Origin of the sequence: Streptomyces sp. NPDC059909 (genome assembly GCF_042730885.1) — a bacterium.
Lineage (GTDB): Bacteria > Actinomycetota > Actinomycetes > Streptomycetales > Streptomycetaceae > Streptomyces.
Genome location: NZ_JBHWKX010000052.1, coordinates 36,465 through 52,414 on the forward strand (window position 1 = coordinate 36,465; position 15,950 = coordinate 52,414).

11 protein-coding genes and 1 pseudogene are annotated in these 15,950 nt (G+C 70.8%); 7 read left to right on the top strand and 5 right to left on the bottom strand.

What is annotated here, in order from left to right; translation table 11 throughout:
- The coding region (locus ACFV9O_RS28610; RefSeq protein WP_385422741.1) for a DUF1080 domain-containing protein at nucleotides 1-1,254 on the top strand (1,254 nt) is incomplete at its 5' end.
- 60 nt (nucleotides 1,255-1,314) lie between these two features.
- Here ACFV9O_RS28610 and ligD read toward each other — a convergent pair.
- A complete protein-coding gene (gene ligD, locus ACFV9O_RS28615; RefSeq protein ID WP_385422743.1) occupies nucleotides 1,315-2,406 on the bottom strand; it encodes a non-homologous end-joining DNA ligase in 1,092 nt (363 codons plus the stop codon).
- A 53-nt stretch (nucleotides 2,407-2,459) separates the two neighbouring features.
- On the opposite strand from ligD, the gene ACFV9O_RS28620 reads away from it, so the two are divergent.
- The 3 genes from ACFV9O_RS28620 to ACFV9O_RS28630 all read left to right on the top strand — a co-directional run bounded on the left by ACFV9O_RS28620 (nucleotide 2,460) and on the right by ACFV9O_RS28630 (nucleotide 7,152).
- On the top strand, nucleotides 2,460-3,530 hold the full coding sequence (locus ACFV9O_RS28620; RefSeq protein WP_385422745.1) for an ATP-dependent DNA ligase: 1,071 nt from the start codon (nucleotides 2,460-2,462) through the stop codon (nucleotides 3,528-3,530).
- A gap of 125 nt (nucleotides 3,531-3,655) precedes the next feature.
- On the top strand, nucleotides 3,656-4,087 hold the full coding sequence (locus ACFV9O_RS28625) for a hypothetical protein (protein ID WP_385422747.1): 432 nt from the start codon (nucleotides 3,656-3,658) through the stop codon (nucleotides 4,085-4,087).
- Between the two features lie 2 nt (nucleotides 4,088-4,089).
- Nucleotides 4,090-7,152, top strand: a complete 3,063-nt coding sequence (locus ACFV9O_RS28630) for a caspase family protein (protein ID WP_385422749.1) — start codon at nucleotides 4,090-4,092, stop codon at nucleotides 7,150-7,152.
- Nucleotides 7,153-7,192: 40 nt separating this feature from the next.
- On the opposite strand, the gene ACFV9O_RS28635 is transcribed toward ACFV9O_RS28630, so the two are convergent.
- Nucleotides 7,193-9,109, bottom strand: a complete 1,917-nt coding sequence (locus ACFV9O_RS28635; protein ID WP_385422751.1) for an AMP-dependent synthetase/ligase — start codon at nucleotides 9,107-9,109, stop codon at nucleotides 7,193-7,195.
- A 200-nt stretch (nucleotides 9,110-9,309) separates the two neighbouring features.
- Between ACFV9O_RS28635 and ACFV9O_RS28640 the strand changes: the two genes are divergently transcribed.
- Entirely contained in the window at nucleotides 9,310-9,567 is a 258-nt protein-coding gene (locus ACFV9O_RS28640; RefSeq protein WP_385422753.1) for a hypothetical protein, read from the top strand.
- Nucleotides 9,568-9,614: 47 nt separating this feature from the next.
- On the opposite strand, the gene ACFV9O_RS28645 is transcribed toward ACFV9O_RS28640, so the two are convergent.
- The gene (locus ACFV9O_RS28645; protein WP_385422755.1) at nucleotides 9,615-10,568 is read right to left on the bottom strand and encodes a GlxA family transcriptional regulator; all 954 of its coding nucleotides are present in this window, start codon (nucleotides 10,566-10,568) and stop codon (nucleotides 9,615-9,617) included.
- A gap of 161 nt (nucleotides 10,569-10,729) precedes the next feature.
- Here ACFV9O_RS28645 and ACFV9O_RS28650 point away from each other — a divergent pair, with 161 nt between their 5' ends.
- Nucleotides 10,730-11,179 (top strand): hypothetical protein, encoded by a 450-nt coding sequence (locus ACFV9O_RS28650; protein WP_385422757.1) that lies wholly within the window; start codon nucleotides 10,730-10,732, stop codon nucleotides 11,177-11,179.
- 34 nt (nucleotides 11,180-11,213) lie between these two features.
- On the opposite strand, the gene ACFV9O_RS28655 is transcribed toward ACFV9O_RS28650, so the two are convergent.
- Complete coding sequence (locus tag ACFV9O_RS28655; protein ID WP_385422759.1) at nucleotides 11,214-11,639, bottom strand: YchJ family protein; 426 nt, start codon at nucleotides 11,637-11,639, stop codon at nucleotides 11,214-11,216.
- Nucleotides 11,640-11,764: 125 nt separating this feature from the next.
- Here ACFV9O_RS28655 and ACFV9O_RS28660 point away from each other — a divergent pair, with 125 nt between their 5' ends.
- The gene (locus ACFV9O_RS28660) at nucleotides 11,765-13,540 is read left to right on the top strand and encodes an FAD-dependent oxidoreductase (protein WP_385422761.1); all 1,776 of its coding nucleotides are present in this window, start codon (nucleotides 11,765-11,767) and stop codon (nucleotides 13,538-13,540) included.
- 91 nt (nucleotides 13,541-13,631) lie between these two features.
- Here ACFV9O_RS28660 and ACFV9O_RS28665 read toward each other — a convergent pair.
- Nucleotides 13,632-15,847, bottom strand: a pseudogene (locus tag ACFV9O_RS28665) (glycoside hydrolase family 2 TIM barrel-domain containing protein); the annotation flags it as partial.
- Nucleotides 15,848-15,950: the final 103 nt, after the last annotated feature.

Genomic DNA, 15,950 nt, shown 5'->3' on the forward strand with positions numbered 1-15,950 from the left:
ACCGACAAGGCCGGCAACGCGGCCGCCGAGAAGGCCGTCGACTTCACGGTCGTCGCCCCGCCGACCGACGACACGACGGCGCCGGAGACCTCGGCTGTCGTCACCGGCGACAAGAACTCGGACGGCGCGTTCATCACCAGCGCCACCGTGACGGTCACCGCGACCGACGCGGGCTCCGGCGTGGAGAAGACCGAGTACTCCCTCGACGGCGGCCCCTACCTCGCGTACACCACGCCCGTGATCGTCGACCGCGTCGGGTTCCACACCGTGCACCACCGCGCGACGGACAAGGCCGGCAACACCTCCGAGGCGAAGCAGGTGTCCTTCACCGTCGCGGAGGGCGGCGGGGTCCCGGCGCCCAACTGCCCGGAGTTCGACGAGCGGCTGACCGTCATCGTCGGCACGGTCGACACGGGCGTGCCGAACCGGGTCACCCCGTCCCGCTGCACCATCAACGAGCTGATCGAGGACGAGAAGGACTGGACCTCCCAGGCGCTCTTCCTCAAGCATGTCGACAAGGTGCTGGACCAACTGCTCGCGCAGGGGGTCATCGACCAGCGCGAGCACCGGAAGATCTACCGGGCGGCCAAGCAGTCGGGCATCGGCAAGCCGGGCCAGACACACGGCTACCGCGACCTGTTCGACGGCACGGCCGACTCGTTCGCCAAGTGGCAGCACGTGGGCGGCGGTTCGTTCGGCCTCAACGCGGACGGGTCGATGACGAGCGGCACGACCAAGGGCGGCCTCGGCATGCTGTGGTTCCCGCAGCGGCAGTACGGCGATTTCTCGCTGAAGCTCCAGTGGCGGGACGACGCCCCGGGCACGGGGAACGCCAACAGCGGTGTCTTCGTCCGTTTCCCGTACGTCCACGACAACCCGGAGGAGCCGCGGCCCGAGTGGGTCGCCATCAAGTACGGCCATGAGGTGCAGGTCCTGGATCGGCCCGACGGCGACATGTACAAGACGGGCTCCGTCTACGGCTTCGACCGCGTCGGCCTCGGCGGCGCCGGAGTCACCCCGAAGGGCACCTGGAACGACTACGAGATCCGGGTGGTCGGCCAGCACTACGAGGTCTACCGCAACGGTGTCCTGATCAACGAGTTCGACAACACCGGCGGACAGGAGTTCGTCCCGCCGCGCGCCGACGACCCGGGCACGGACGGCCGGCGGTACGCGCAGGGGTACATCGGCCTCCAGGTCCACGGGACGACGGACGTCATCTCGTACCGGAGCATCCGGATCAAGGAGCTGTAACTCCCGGTGCCGCTGAAACGGTGGCCCCCTTCCCGCGGTGGTGCGGGAAGGGGGCCACCGTCACTCGGTCTTCGCCGTCTTCGCCGTCTTCGCCGTCTTCGCGGTCTTCGCGGTCTTCGCGGTCTTCGCCGACTGCTCGGTCTTCGCCGTCCTCTTCGCGCGGCTGGGCTGGACCCGCTTCGGCTCGCCCGGCATCTTCGGGTACTCCGGCGGATAGGGCAGATCGCCGAGACCGTGCTCCGCCTCGTCCCGGCGGGCGAGTTCGAGCAGGCTCTCCAGGCTGAAGCGGTGGTCGTCCATGTCGGCGTGGACGTCGCCCACCTCGGCGTACCGTGCGGGCATCGTCATGATGTCGAAGTCCTCCGGCACGGCATCGTCGATCTCGTCCCAGCGCAGCGGGGCCGAGACCGGAGCGTGCGGGCGGGGGCGGACGGAGTAGGCGGAGGCGATGGTGCGGTCGCGGGCGGTCTGGTTGTAGTCGACGAAGATCCGCTCACCGCGCTCCTCCTTCCACCACTTGATCGTCACCTGGTCCGGCATCCGGCGCTCGAGCTCCCGGCCGCAGGCGATCGCGGCGCGCCTGACCTGGGTGAAGGTCCAGCGCGGTTCGATCGGTACGAAGACATGGATGCCGCGCCCACCGGACGTCTTGGGCCAGCCGCGCAGTCCCGCCTCGTCCAGGACCGCGCGCAGTTCATGGGCGGCGCGCACGGCGTCGGCGTAGTCCGTACCGGGCTGGGGGTCGAGGTCGATGCGCAGCTCGTCCGGGTGGTCGGTGTCGTCGCGGCGCACGGGCCACGGGTGGAAGGTGACGGCTCCGAGGTTGGCGGCCCACAGCACGGCGGCGGGTTCGGTCGGGCACATCTCGTCGGCGGACCGGCCGCTGGGGAAGGTGATGTGGGCGGTCGGGATCCAGTCGGGGAGGTATTTCGGGGCGCGCTTCTGGAAGAACGACTCGCCGGTCACTCCTTCGGGGTAGCGCTCCAGGGTGGTCGGGCGGTCGCGCAGGGCTCGGGTGATACCGGGGCCGACGGCGAGGTAGTACTGGACCATGTCCATCTTGGTGTAGCCGTGCTCGGGGAAGTACACCTTGTCAGGGTTCGAGACACGAACGGTCCGCTCCCCCACCTCCAGCTCAACGGCTTTGGCCATGCCCGTCAGCGTAGGCCGTGCCGAAGGCCCCCGCCATACCGGAGAATCGCCCCATGGACCTGCCGGTGATGCCGCCCGTGAAGCCGATGCTCGCCAAGTCCGTGGCGAAGATCCCGCCCGGGATGCAGTACGAGGCCAAGTGGGACGGCTTCCGTGCGATCGTCCACCGGGACGGCGACGAGGTGGTGATCGGCAGCCGCACGGGCAAGCCGCTCACACGCTACTTCCCCGAGCTGGTCGTCGCGCTCCGCGACAATCTGCCGGAGCGGTGCGTCGTCGACGGCGAGATCGTGATCGCGTACGAGGGCAGGCTGGACTTCGACCGGCTCACGGAACGCATCCATCCGGCCGACTCACGGGTGCGGATGCTCGCCGAGACGACGCCGGCGAGTTTCGTCGCCTTCGATCTGCTCGCGCTCGGCGACGAGTCCCTGCTGGACACGCCGCTGGCCGAGCGGCGCGCCACGCTCGCCGAAGCGCTCAGGGACGCCCGCGACCCGGTGCATCTGGCGCCCGCGACGACGGACGCCGCGGTCGCCGAGCACTGGTTCGAGCAGTATGAGGGCGCCGGGCTCGACGGAGTGATCGCCAAGCCGCTCGACCTTCCGTACCGCCCGGACGCCCGGCTGATGTACAAGATCAAGCACGAGCGGACGGCGGACGTCGTCGTCGCCGGCTACCGCTTCCACAAGAGCGGCCCGGTCGTCGGCTCGCTGCTGCTCGGCCTGTACGACGCCGGTGGCGCCCTGCAGCACGTGGGCGTCTGCGCCGCGTTCTCGATGAAACGCCGCGAGGAGCTGGTCGCGGAGCTGGAGCCGCTGCGTCTGGAGGATGTGACGGAGCACCCGTGGGCGCGCTGGGCCGAGGAGGCGGCGCACGAGTCGGCCCGGCTGCCCGGGGCCCCGAGCCGCTGGTCGGGCAAGAAGGACCTGTCGTGGGTGGCGCTGCGGCCGGAGCGGGTCGTGGAGGTCGCGTACGACCACATGGAGGGCGACCGCTTCCGGCACACGGCCCAGTTCCGGCGGTGGCGTCCCGATCGAACCCCCGAGAGCTGTACGTACGCCCAGTTGGAGGAGCCGGTGCGGTACGACCTGTCGGAGGTGCTGTCGGGGCGGGGCGGCTGAGCGGTCCCGGCGCGGGCCGGAAGCTGCCGGCGATCACACGACTGTGCACAAACGCCTGCACTCAGTGACTGCGAGCCGCCACACTGTGAGACACGTCATCGCAAAGGAAACGTCTGGGGGGACGGATGCGGGTCCAGGGCTCGAATCACGGTGGCCGTGACAGCGACCACGCACCTGCCGTCATCGAGGTGCTGCTCGACATCACGCCCGACCCTGAGCTGGATCCGGAGGCGGCCGAGCGACCGCTGCGCCGGTTACGAGCAGAGATCGCCGAACTGGACGTCGAGTCGGTTCGTCCCGTACCTGTGGGTGCGGCTCCTGAGGGTGCAAAGGGCACCGATCCGGTCACGCTGGGGGCGATCATTGTCGCGCTGAGCGCGTCCGGCGGGGTGTTCACCGCGCTCGTCGAGACGCTGCGCGACTGGCTGACCCGGCAGTCCGCACGGCACCGTGTGTCGCTCACCGTCGACGGCGACACGATCGAGCTGGAGCACGCCTCCGACGCGGAACGGCAGCAGCTGATCGACGCATACGTACGTCGGCACTCGGGCCAGTAGTCATGGGCCGCCGCCTGGCGCTGCTGATCGCCACATACGACTACCAGGACGCGGGACTCCGGCGGCTGACGGCACCCGCGCACGACGCGGAAGCGCTGGCCGCGGTGCTCCAGGACCCGGGCATCGCGGGCTTCGACGTCACCACGCTGATCAACGAACCGCACCACCGCGTCGGCGAGGCCATCGGCGGCCTCTACCGCGACCGGCGGCACGACGACCTCACGCTGCTGTACTTCACCGGCCACGGCCTGAAGGACGACGACGGCCGGCTCTACCTGGCGACGGCCAACACCCGCCGTGACAGCCTGCTGTTCACGTCCCTGCCCGCCGAACAGATCGACCAGGCCATGTCCGGCTGCGTCTCCCGGCAGAAGGTGCTGATCCTCGACTGCTGCTACAGCGGTGCGTTCCCGGCCGGCGGCCTCGCCAAGGGCGACGCCGATGTGCACACGCTGGAACGGTTCCGGGGCCGCGGCCGAACGGTGCTGACAGCGTCCGACTCCACCCAGTACTCGTTCGAGGGCAACCAGCCGCACGGGGAGGCCCCCCAGTCGGTGTTCACCCGCCATCTGGTGGCCGGCCTGCGCGACGGCAGCGCCGATCTCGACGGCGACGGAGACATCACCATCGACGAGCTGTACAGCTACGTGTACGACCGGGTCGTCGACGAGACCCCGCGCCAGCGCCCGAAGAAGCAGGACAACGTCGAGGGCCGGATCGTCATCGCCCGGAACGTCAACTGGTCGCTGCCGGCCCATGTGCGACACGCGATCGAGAGTCCGTTGGCCAAGGACCGGCTGGCCGCCCTGGACGGCCTCGCCCATCTGCACAGGGTGGGCAACGAGATGGTACGGACGCGGGTCGCCGGGGAAGTCGAGCGTCTGGCAGAGGACGACAGCAGACTGGTCTCGGCCGCCGCGGCACGGCTCTACGACGATCTGGGCCAGGCGCCGGAGCAGCCGGCTCCTCCTCCACCGTCCGAGCCCGTTCCTGCGCCCGCACCTCCCCCTACAGTCCCCGAACCCGCTCCTGCGCCCGCGCCCCCTCCACCGTCCGAGCCGAGACCCACGCCTCCCCCTACGGTGTCCGAACCCCCTTCTCCGGCTCCGCGGCCTGCACGGGACCCGGGCCGTCGGACGCGGCGGCGCGAGAGCTCCAGGGCACGGCGTGGCGAGGTGTCCCGCCGGGCACGGGCGCGGCTGCGCGGAGTGTTCCGTCTCGAACTCGCACGTCTGCCCGGGCTGTTGGCGATCCTTGCGGCGGCGCTCATGGGGTCCGGCGGCAGTTTCCTGGTCGCGTTCAACGGCTGGCGGCCCGTGGACGTCCTGGACGTCTGGATCATGGCGCTGGTCGCGCTCACCGCCGGAGTGTGCACGCTGCATCGCCGTACGCGCGAGCTGATCGGTCCCGGCGTCCTGATCGGCGCCGCCGTGGCGTCCGTCTGGTGGCTCACCTACTTCCCCGGGTACGTGACCACGGCCTCCGAGGGTCAGCGCCTGGCCTACTGGCTCGAATTCGCGGGGCTCGCGGTCCTGGTGATCGGGGCCTTGTTCGCGGTCTCCGTCCTGATCAGGGCGAAGGCGGTCCGCTGTGACCCCCGGTTGCCCGCCAACCTGGTCACCTGGGCTGCGGCGCTGGCCGGAGCGGCGGGGGTGGCGGCCGCCGCCTGGGCGCTGTCCGGACCGCTGCAGGAGGCCGCACAACGGCGCTGGGACTACAACAGGCCGGAGGACGGCTATCTGGCCTGGGCCTATATGGCGGCAACCGTGCTCACGGCGAGCGTCCCGGTGTGGGCCGCGTTGCTCCGCCCCCGCCGCTTCGGCCACGCCCTGCTGGCCGGATGGGCCTGTGGCAGCTGCGCCCTCGCCCTGGCCACCTACGCATCGCTTCGGGAGTTCGAACGGCCCGTCAGCGACACCCTGGTCCACGCGGGCGCGTTGCTGCTGCTCGTCACCGCGGCGGCCGTCCTGGCCCGGTGGGGGTCGACGACCGGTCCGCCGCGCCCGCGCCGCACCGTTCTGGTCGCCTGGCTGGCCCTGGCGCCCTTGCTGGCCGCCGCGGGGGTGGTGGTCGTCGACCAGCGCGTCCGTACCCCCGTCCTCAAGGTGACCCCCTACTTCGCCGCGGTCAGCCCGGACGGCCGCCGCCTCTACGTCAACACGACCCAGGAGTGGTCGAACGCCCCTCGTTCTCTCCTTGATGCGGTACCGGCCCACGTCGTGGTCATCGATACGGCGACGAAGAAGCACATCGGCGAACCGATCCCCGTCGGCAAGGGCATCGGTGAGATGGCGGTGGGCCGGGACGGCAGCTACGTGTATGCCATCAGCGAGCGCACAAACAGCGTGTCGGTCATCAGCACGCAGGAGAAGGCGACGGTCGGCGCCCCGATCGCCGTCGGGACCCATCCCACCGGCTTGACCGTCACCTCCGACGGCCGTCGGCTCGTGGTGTTCAACAGCGAGTCGGATGATCTCTCGCTGATCGACACCTCGACGAACAAGGTCACGGGGGGCCGGATCCCGTTCGGTGCCGACGTGGCCGTCGCCGCGATCGCCCCGGACGGCCGCCGCCTCTACCTCGTCACGGGCAAGACGCGTGCCTTCTCCACGATCGACACCTCAACAGGCAAGGCCATCGGCAACCCGGTGACGCTCGGCATCGACGCCGAGGAGATGTTGATCAGTCCGGACGGCCGCCGCCTCTATCTCGTCGTACGCCAGAAGAACAGCCAGAGCAGTCGCGTCCATGTCATCGACGCGGCCACCGGCAAGGAGGCCGGAGCGCCCATCTCGCTGGATTCCGACGTCCACTTCGGCATGGGGATCAGCCCCGACGGCCGTCGCATCTATGTCTCCAATGCTTACGCCGGAACACTGTCCATCGTGGACACGGCGACGAACGCGACTGTCGGGACGCCGATTCCCCTGGGTGGGACGCCCGCAGGTGTGGCCGTCAGCCGGGACAGCCGGCACGTGTACGTCACGCTCCTTGAGGGGAGAATCGCCGCATTGAAGGCCGATAACCCGTATTCCGTATCGACGATCGACCTGAAGGCGAGCTGACTCCCGGCGGACGCGTGCCTCAGCGGGGCCACCCGCGGGCTCAGCGGTACAGCGCCTTGATCTCCGCCGCGTACGCGGCCACCACCGCATGCCGCTTGATCTTCAGTGACGGGGTCAGCAGCCCGTTCTCCTCCGTGAACTCGCCTGCCACGATGCAGAATTCACGGATCGACTCGGCCCGTGAGACGGCCTTGTTGGCGTAGTCGACGGCCTTGCCCACGTCGGCGACCATCTCCGGGTCGTCGCACAGGTCGGCGAGCGGGGTGTCCACGGGGCGCTTGCGCACCGTGAGCCAGTGCCGGACGGCGTCCGGGTCGAGGGTGACGAGGGCGGCGACGAACGGGCGGTTGTCGCCGACGACGATGCACTGCCCGACGGGCGGGCGGCTGCGCAGCCGGTCCTCGAGGACGGCGGGCGAGACGTTCTTGCCGCCGGAGGTGACGAGGATGTCCTTCTTCCGCCCGGTGATCGTCAGATAGCCGTCCTCGTCCAGGGCGCCCAGGTCGCCGGTGGCGAACCACTCGTCGTGCAGCACCTCACCCGTGGCCGCGGGGTTGTTCCAGTACGAGCCGAAGACGATGCGGCCCTTGATCAGTACCTCACCGTCGTCGGCGATCCGTACGGCGGTGCCGGGGACGGGCAGCCCTACGGTGCCGGGGCGGGGGCTGAGCGGCGGGGTGATGGTGGCGGCGGCCGTGGTCTCCGTGAGGCCGTATCCCTCGTAGATGATGATCCCGGCGGCGTAGAAGAAGAGGCTGAGACGGCGGTCGAGCGGGGAACCGCCGCTGATGGCGTACCGCAGTCTGCCGCCGAGCTCCTTGCGGATGCGCCGGTAGACGAGCAGGTCGTACAGCGCCCAGCCGAGGTACAGGCCGGGCCCCGGCCCCTTGCCGCCGCCGAGGAACTTGTCGAGGTACGCCTCGCCGAACCGTACGGCGATCCGGTCGGCCCGGTCGAAGGACGAGCCGCGGCCGATCTTCTCGGCGGTGGCCCGGCCGGTGTCGTGGATCTTCTCGAAGAGATAGGGCACTCCGACGACGAAGGTCGGCCTGAACCGCTGGAGTTCCGGGCGGAGTTCGTCGGGCTTGATGCTCGGGCAGTGGCCGAGTTCGATCCGCGCGAGGAGGCAGGCGATCTGGAGGGTGCGCCCGAGGATGTGCGCGAGCGGAAGGAAGAGGAGGGTGGCCGCGGTCTGGCCGGTGACCTCCTTGAAGACGGGGTGGAGCAGCTCGACGGTGTTGGCGGCCTCGGCGTGCAGATTGCCGTGGGTGAGCACACAGCCCTTGGGGCGCCCGGTGGTGCCCGAGGTGTAGCAGAGGGTGGCGATGGTGTCGGGCGTGAGCGCGGCGCGCCGCTTGGTGACCTCGTCGTCGGGTACGTCGCGGCCGAGCGCGGTGAGCTCGCGCAGCGCGCCGCTGTCGATGCGCCACTCGCGGGGCGGTCCGGGGAGCTGCTGGGATGCTTCGGCGACGGTCGCCGCGCTGTCGTCGTTCTCCACGACGATGAAGCGGGCGCCGGAGTCGCGCAGGATCCAGGCGATCTGCTCGGCGGACGAAGTGGCGTACACGGGCACGGACTGTCCCCCCGCGGCCCAGACCGCGAAGTCGAGGACGGTCCATTCGTAGCGGGTGCGGGACATCAGGGCGACCCGTCCGCCGGGCTCCAGGCCGGACGCGATCAGGCCTTTCGCGACGGCGGTGACCTCCTGGGCGAAGGCGGCCGCCGTGACCGGCCGCCAGCCGCCGGCCTCCTTGCGCCTGAGGATGACGGCGTCGGGCGCCTCGTCGGCGTTGGCGTAAGGTATGTCGGCGGTGGACCCGGAGGCCGAGGGCCTGACGAGCGGGGCGGCCCGCACCTCGCGTACGGTCCCGTCCTCGTCCCTGATCAGCTCGACCGCGGCGCGTTGCGCCAGGTCGGAGCGGTGTTTGGCCCTCTTCAGATCCTTGCGCACGCCCATGGTCGGCTCCCGTTCGCGGACTTGGGACTTACTGCGGAGTCAACTTACTCCGGCGTAACGAGAAATCAACGGACAGTTCCGAACGGTTGCAGCACAGAGACATCCCGGCGGGCGAACCGTGAAGCCCATCCGGTACGTATAGAGGACAACAACACTCACGCCCGGCGACCCCGGGAGCAGACAGCAGCGAAGGACCTCACGTGACCGCGTCGAACCTCGTCCCCGTCCCGATCCCCGATGGCGTAGCAGCCCTGATCGGGTCCTGCATGCCGCTCGGCATCCTCCAGGCGGAGATCGACGCCGAATGCGCCGCCCGCGAGGTCCACCTGTTCCGTGCCCCCTTCTGCCCCGAGGACCAGGCGGACCGCGAGCACGCGCTCGCCGCACTGGCCAGGGCGAACAAGGTCCTGGCGGCGTACAACCCGGGGCTGGTGCTGCGGCACGGCAGGGGGTACTGAGGGTCGTTCCCGGCGTGATCCGCGGGGGCAGGTGACGCAGGAGCCGCCTACGACCCCTCCGTGCCGCGGAAGGCGCGGCGGTAGGCGTGGGGGCTGGTGCCCACCTGGCGTTTGAAGCGGTCGCGGAAGGACGTCGGGGACCCGAAGCCGACCTGCGTGGCGATGCGGTCGACCGGGTGGGCGGTCGTTTCCAGGAGGTGCTGGGCCTGGCGGATGCGGGCCCGGTGGAGCCACTGCAGCGGAGTCGTGCCGGTCTGCTCACGGAAGCGACGGTTGATCGTGCGCACACTCATCCCGGCGTGCTCGGCGATGTCGGCGAGGGTGAGTTCACGACCGGCGTTCTCCTCCATCCAGCGCAGCAACGGCTCGAGCCTCGCGCCGGCCGGAGCCGGAGGCTGCTCATGGACGATGAACTGGGCCTGGCCGCCCTCGCGTTCGAGCGGCATGACCGAGAGGCGGGCCGCGTCCGCTGCGACCGCCGAGCCGTAGTCGCGGCGGATCATGTGCAGGCACAGGTCGAGTCCCGCGGCCGACCCCGCCGAGGTGAGGAACTGGCCGTTGTCGACGTAGAGCACATCCGGGTCGACCTGGATCTTCGGGTACATACGGGCGAGTGCGTCCGTGCCAAGCCAGTGCGTGGTGGCCCTCAGACCGTCGAGCAGCCCGGTCGCGGCGAGAACGAAGGTGCCCACGCAGATCGAGGCGATCCGGGTGCCGTCCGCGGCGGCCCGCCGCAGGGCGTCAATCACCTCGGTGGTCACCTGCGCCGCCGGGTCGGCACAGCCGGGCAGCATGATCGTGTCCGCGTCGGCGAGCGCGTCGAGGCCCCAGGGCGCACGCAGGGTGAAGGCGCCGGCGTCGATCTCGTCGGCCGGGGAGCAGACCCTGACCCGGTAGGCGGGCCGGCCGTCGGGCAGCCGGGCGCGCCCCATGGCGTCGATGGGGGTGGACAGATCGAAGGGGATGACGCCGTCGAGGGCGAGTACAGCCACGGTGTGCATGGCCATAACGTACGCCGTCGTCGGAATCCGGCCAATGGCTGTGTACTGCGGTAGAGCTGCTGGACGGAGCGATGCCCAAGCGATGCCCCCTGGCGAGAATCCGTTGGTGCCTGGCATTACCGCCACTGGTCCGCTCTCGCCGGCCTCGCTAGCGTCACTCCGTGACCAAGATCCTCCTCATCGTGCACGTCCTGGCCGCGATCATCGCCATCGGCCCTGTCACCGTGGCCGCCAGCATGTTCCCCGCGGCAGCCCGCCATGTCATCGCCGAGCCGGACGACGAGCGGGCCCGCGCCGTGCTCCGGAACCTCCATCGCGTCTGCAAGGTCTACGCGGTCGTCGGCGTCGTCGTCCCCGTCTTCGGCATCGCGACCGCCAACAGCCTCCACGTCCTCGGCGACACCTGGCTGATCGTCTCGATGGTGCTCACGGCCGTCGCGGCCGCCGTGCTCGCCGCACTCGTGCTGCCGCGGCAGAGCGCGGTCCTGGAGGGTCCGGCCGGGATCGCCGACACCAAGCGGCTCGCGATGTACACCGGCATGTTCAACCTGGTGTGGGCCACGGTCACCGTTCTCATGATCGTGCGCCCGGGGTCGACCACGAGCGTCTGACCCCGCTCGCCTCAAGGGGTACCCCGTACCCCGCTCAGTCCTCGAACGTGCCGTCCACGTACACCCAGGCGCCCTCGTGTCGTTCGAAGCGGCTGCGCTCGTGCAGGGCTCCGGGCTCTCCCCCGTGGGTGTAGCGGGCGGCGAAGGTGACGGTGCCGGTGGTGTGGAACATGCTGCCGTCAGTGGTCTCCAGGATCTCCAGGCCGCTCCAGCGCATGGCCGGGTCGAAGTCGACGGACCGCGGCCGGGTGGCGGGGTGCCAGGTGCGCAGCAGATACGCCTCGTCGCGGACGACGAAGGCGCTGTAGCGGGACCGCATCAGCAGCTCGGCGGTCGAGGCTGTCGCCCCGCCGCTGTGGAACCGGCCGCAGCAGGAGCCGTAATCGGCCGGGAGGCCACACGGACAGGGCGAATCGGCGGTAACGGTGGGGCGTGCGGGGCGGGCGGTGCGTCGGGGCATGGCCCCATTGTGTCGCGCGGTGTGTCGCGCTGGGTGAATGGGCCCGCACACGGCTTCCGGGTCCCGGGGGCCGTCCGTATGCTCCTGCGCCGGACGTGACAGTTACCGACAAGTAGGGGCTGGGCATGGATCGGTCGGACCGGCGGGGAACCTCACGGCGCACCTTCATCGCGGGAGCGGCGGCCGCCGGCTCCGCCGCGGCACTCACCACAGGGGGCGGGGCGTCGGCGGCGTCCCGCTCCTCCTCCCCCTCCGTGGCCGTCCTGGGCGGCGGAGTCGCGGGCCTCACCGCGGCACATGAACTCGCGGAACGCGGCTTACGTGTGACGGTCTATGAGCGAAGGGCCCTGGGCGGCAAGGCCCGCAGCATGGACGTGCCCGGCACTGGGAAGGGCGGCCGCAGGGCGCTGCCCGCCGAGCACGGCTTCCGCTTCATCCCCGGCATCTACCACAATCTGCCGGACACGATGCGGCGCATCCCCTTCCCCGGCAATCCCCACGGCGTCTGGGACAACCTCGTGGCGCCGCCCGAGATGTCCTTCGCCCGTACCGGCCGCGAGGACCTGCGCATTCCGCTCCCCTGGCCGGGCCACCGCCCCGCCGAGCTCACCCTCGACGAGATCCGCCGGGCCCTGACCGCCTTCTTCGACACGGCCCTCGGCATCCCGCCGCACGAGACGGCGTACTTCGTGAACCGCGGTCTCGTCTTCCTCACCAGCTGCGACGAACGGCGCAACGAGGCGTGGGAGCGCACGCCCTGGTGGGAGTTCATCCGGGCCGAGGAGATGTCGTACGACTACCAGCGCATCCTGGCCGTCGGCCTGACCCGCAACATCGTGGCGACGAAGGCCGAGGAGGCGAGCACGCGCACGGTCGCCACGCTGCTGGAGGCGTTCGTCTTCAACGCGCTGGGCCGCGGCGCGGACGGGCCCCTCGACCGGATCCTCAACGCCCCGACCAACGAGGCCTGGATCGATCCCTGGGTCGCCCATCTGCGGTCGCTGGGCGTGGAGTTCAAGGTCGGCTGGACGCTGCGCCAGCTCGCGTACGGATCGGGCCGGATCACCGAGGCGGTGATGGAGGACCCGGACGGGGCACGGCGGTCCGTCACCGCCGACCACTACATCTCGGCCATTCCGGTGGAGCACGCCCGGCGCACCTGGGGAGCCGCGCTCCGGGCGGCCGATCCGCAGCTCGCGCGGTGCGACAAGCTGGAGACGGACTGGATGACGGGCATCCAGTTCTATCTGACGGAGCGGGCGCCCCTGCTGCACGGGCATCTCAACTGCATCGACTCGCCCTGGTCCCTGACCGCCATCCAGCAGGCCGGGCACTGGCCGCACCGCGACTTCCCGCAGGACTACGGCGACGGGGTCGCGGTCGACTGTGTCTCCGTCGACATCTCCGAGTGGGACAGGCCGGGCATCCTCTACGGGAAGACGGCCAAGGAGTGCACGCGCGAACAGGTCGCCCGCGAGGTGTGGGCCCAGCTCAAGGCGGCGCTCAACGACACGGGCCGCACGGTCCTCAAGGACAGCGCCCTGCACTCCTGGTTCCTGGATCCGGGCGTCGACGGTCTGGGCACCCCGAACCCCACGAACGACGACGAGCTGCTCATCCACCCGGTGGGCACCTTCCACCACCGCCCGTCCGCCGCGACGAAGGTCCCGAACCTCTTCCTGTCCGGGGACTACGTCGCCGTCGACATCGACCTGGCGACGATGGAGGGCGCCAACGCCTCGGCGCGCGCAGCGGTCAACGCCCTCCTCGACCGCATCGGCTCACCGGCCGGGCGCTGCACGATCATGCCGCTGTTCCGTGCCCCGGAGCTCGATCACCTCAAGCGCCATGACCGCACGCGCTACCGGCTGGGGCTGCGGAACGTGTTCGACCTCGGTTAGGCCGGCGGTCGAGGGGCCGGGGGCCCGTGCACCCGTGGAGCCGCGAACGTGCAGCTCCACGGAGGTAGCACAGGGCCGCTGTGGTGAAGCCCTACAGGGAAGAGAGAGTCCAGGCCCAGCGATGGGTTCCGGGCCTGATCAGATACGGGGGCAGGGTGTCCGGGCCACAGGAGGCGGTGCCGAGGCCGCGGTGCGCCGCGTCGATGTGGACGACGCACTCCGAGCGCGGGGTGAGCTCGTCGTGGTGGGCCGCGGCGGCGAGGTCGGCGGCCCGGTGGCGGGTGACGGAGACCTGCCGGGGCGCGTCGAACCGTACGGCCAGCCCGGTCCCGTCGGCGCGGGTGAGCGTGAAGGTCCGTACGCCGGCCCGCCCACCGCTCTCCTGGGGCCGCAGGTAGGGCATGAAGAGGGCGTCGACGCGCGCCCGGTGACGGGTCACGGCTCCGCCCGCGCACCGGTCGGGGTAGCTCTCCCAGGGGCCCGGCCCGTACCACTCGATCTTCTCGAGGCCGGGGACGGTCTCCAGGACGGAGCCCACGCGGGCGACGTCGTGCAATGCGTCGGGGAGAGTGGCACTCTCCTCGACGAGCACCGAGCCGTCGGCGCGTGCGGTGAAGGTCTGTTCGTGGACCACCGTGCCCGCGGCGGTGGGGTATTCGGCGACGGCGGTGACCCGGCCGTCGCCGTCGCGGGTGACGGATACCGGCTTGCGGACGAGCGTGTCGAGGCCCCAGTCGCTCCAGCGTCCCGCGGCGCCGCCGAGCACGTCGTTGTCCGGGGGCGCACGCCAGAGGCTCAGCACGGGCGGAGCGGTGAGCAGCGGGTGGAGGAGGAGGCCCTCGGGGTCGGTCTCGACGCCGAGGGCGGGCGCGGCGCTCATGAAGGCGGCCAGAGGCTCCCGCAGCCGGATGCACGGGGTGCAGATCTCGGTGCCGGCCGGTGCCCAGGGCAGGTCGTCGAGGGTGGTCAGGCGCAGCGTGAGCCAGAGTTCGCCGTCCCCGGTGGGCAGTCCGTCCGGCAGCGGCAGGTGCGCGGAGGCGCCGGGCGGTACGTCGGGGAGCACCGCAGGGACGGTCCGGGTGCCGGAGTCCTCGGCGCCGACCAGCCACTCGGCGCGCAGCCAGGTCAGATCGCGCACGTACTGGCGGTTGTGGACGGTGACGGTGGTGCCGTCGTACGACAGCCGTACGGGCGCGGCGAGTTCGCGGTGCTCGTACATCGCCGGCTTCGGGGTGCGGTCGGGGAGGACGAGCCCGTCCGCGCAGAACGCTCCGTCGCTGGGGGTGTCGCCGAAGTCGCCGCCGTAGGCCCATCGGTAGCCAGGCGCCGTGACGCCGTTCGCGTAGGCGCCGGCGCCGGCGGGGCCCGCCGGGAGGCCGTCGGCGGTCCGCTGGAGGATGCCGTGGTCCCAGAACTCCCAGATGAAGCCGCCCTGCAGCCCGGGCGTGGACTCGATCTCGGCCCAGTGGTCGGCGAGGGTGCCGTTGCTGTTGCCCATGGCGTGCGAGTACTCGCAGAGGATCAGCGGCTTGGTCTGCTCGCCGGAGCGGGCGTGCGCGGTGATCTCGTCGAGCGAGGCGTACATGGGGCAGACGATGTCGCTCGCGATCTTTGTGGACGACCAGTCGGTCTCGGCGGCGCCCTCGTACTGGACGGGCCGGGTCGGGTCGGGTCGTAGCGGCGCACCCAGCCGGCCGCGGCGTCGTGGTGGGCGCCGTAGTCGCTCTCGTTGCCGAGCGACCAGACGATGACGGACGGGTGGTTCTTGTCGCGCAGCACCATCCGGGAGACGCGGTCGGTGAACGCGGGCAGATAGCGCGGGTCGTCGGCGATCTCGTGGGCGTGGTCGTGGCTCTCGATGTCGGCCTCGTCGACGACGTACAGGCCGAGTTCGTCGGCGAGGCCGAGCAGCGCCGGGTCGTTCGGGTAGTGCGAGGTGCGCACGGCGTTGAAGCCGAAGCGCTTCATGGTCACCAGGTCGGCCCGCATGTCGTCCTCGGTGACGACGCGACCGGCGAGCGGGTGGAAGTCGTGCCGGTTGACGCCGCGGATGAACACGCGGTCGCCGTTGATCAGCAGGTCACGGCCGCGGACCTCGATGGTGCGGAAGCCGATGCGGTGGTACGAGGTGTCGGCGACCGAGCCGTCGGCCCGGTGAAGCCGCACGGTGAGCCCGTACAGCGCGGGGGACTCGGCCGACCACGGCCGGGCGTCCGCCACGGTGGCGGAGAGCCGGGCCTCGCCGAGGAAGTCGGAGACCCGCTCCCGTGCGCGGTTCGCGGCGTCGTACGCGGTGTCCTGGGTGAGTTCTCCGTACCGTTCCTAATCAGTGAGCAGGAGTGTGTCTTGGACCCACTGCCAGTCACTGCGCGCATCCCGAACGGTTTTGGGTGCGCTGGTCGCCCGCGTT

Coding starts and splice junctions, on each gene's coding strand:
- ACFV9O_RS28625 (WP_385422747.1), top strand. CDS start 3,656: ATGCGGGTCCAGGGCTCGAATCACGGTGGCCGTGACAGCGACCACGCA.
- ACFV9O_RS28630 (WP_385422749.1), top strand. CDS start 4,090: ATGGGCCGCCGCCTGGCGCTGCTGATCGCCACATACGACTACCAGGAC.
- ACFV9O_RS28635 (WP_385422751.1), bottom strand. CDS start 9,109: ATGGGCGTGCGCAAGGATCTGAAGAGGGCCAAACACCGCTCCGACCTG.
- ACFV9O_RS28620 (WP_385422745.1), top strand. CDS start 2,460: ATGGACCTGCCGGTGATGCCGCCCGTGAAGCCGATGCTCGCCAAGTCC.
- ACFV9O_RS28660 (WP_385422761.1), top strand. CDS start 11,765: ATGGATCGGTCGGACCGGCGGGGAACCTCACGGCGCACCTTCATCGCG.
- ligD (WP_385422743.1), bottom strand. CDS start 2,406: ATGGCCAAAGCCGTTGAGCTGGAGGTGGGGGAGCGGACCGTTCGTGTC.
- ACFV9O_RS28645 (WP_385422755.1), bottom strand. CDS start 10,568: ATGCACACCGTGGCTGTACTCGCCCTCGACGGCGTCATCCCCTTCGAT.
- ACFV9O_RS28655 (WP_385422759.1), bottom strand. CDS start 11,639: ATGCCCCGACGCACCGCCCGCCCCGCACGCCCCACCGTTACCGCCGAT.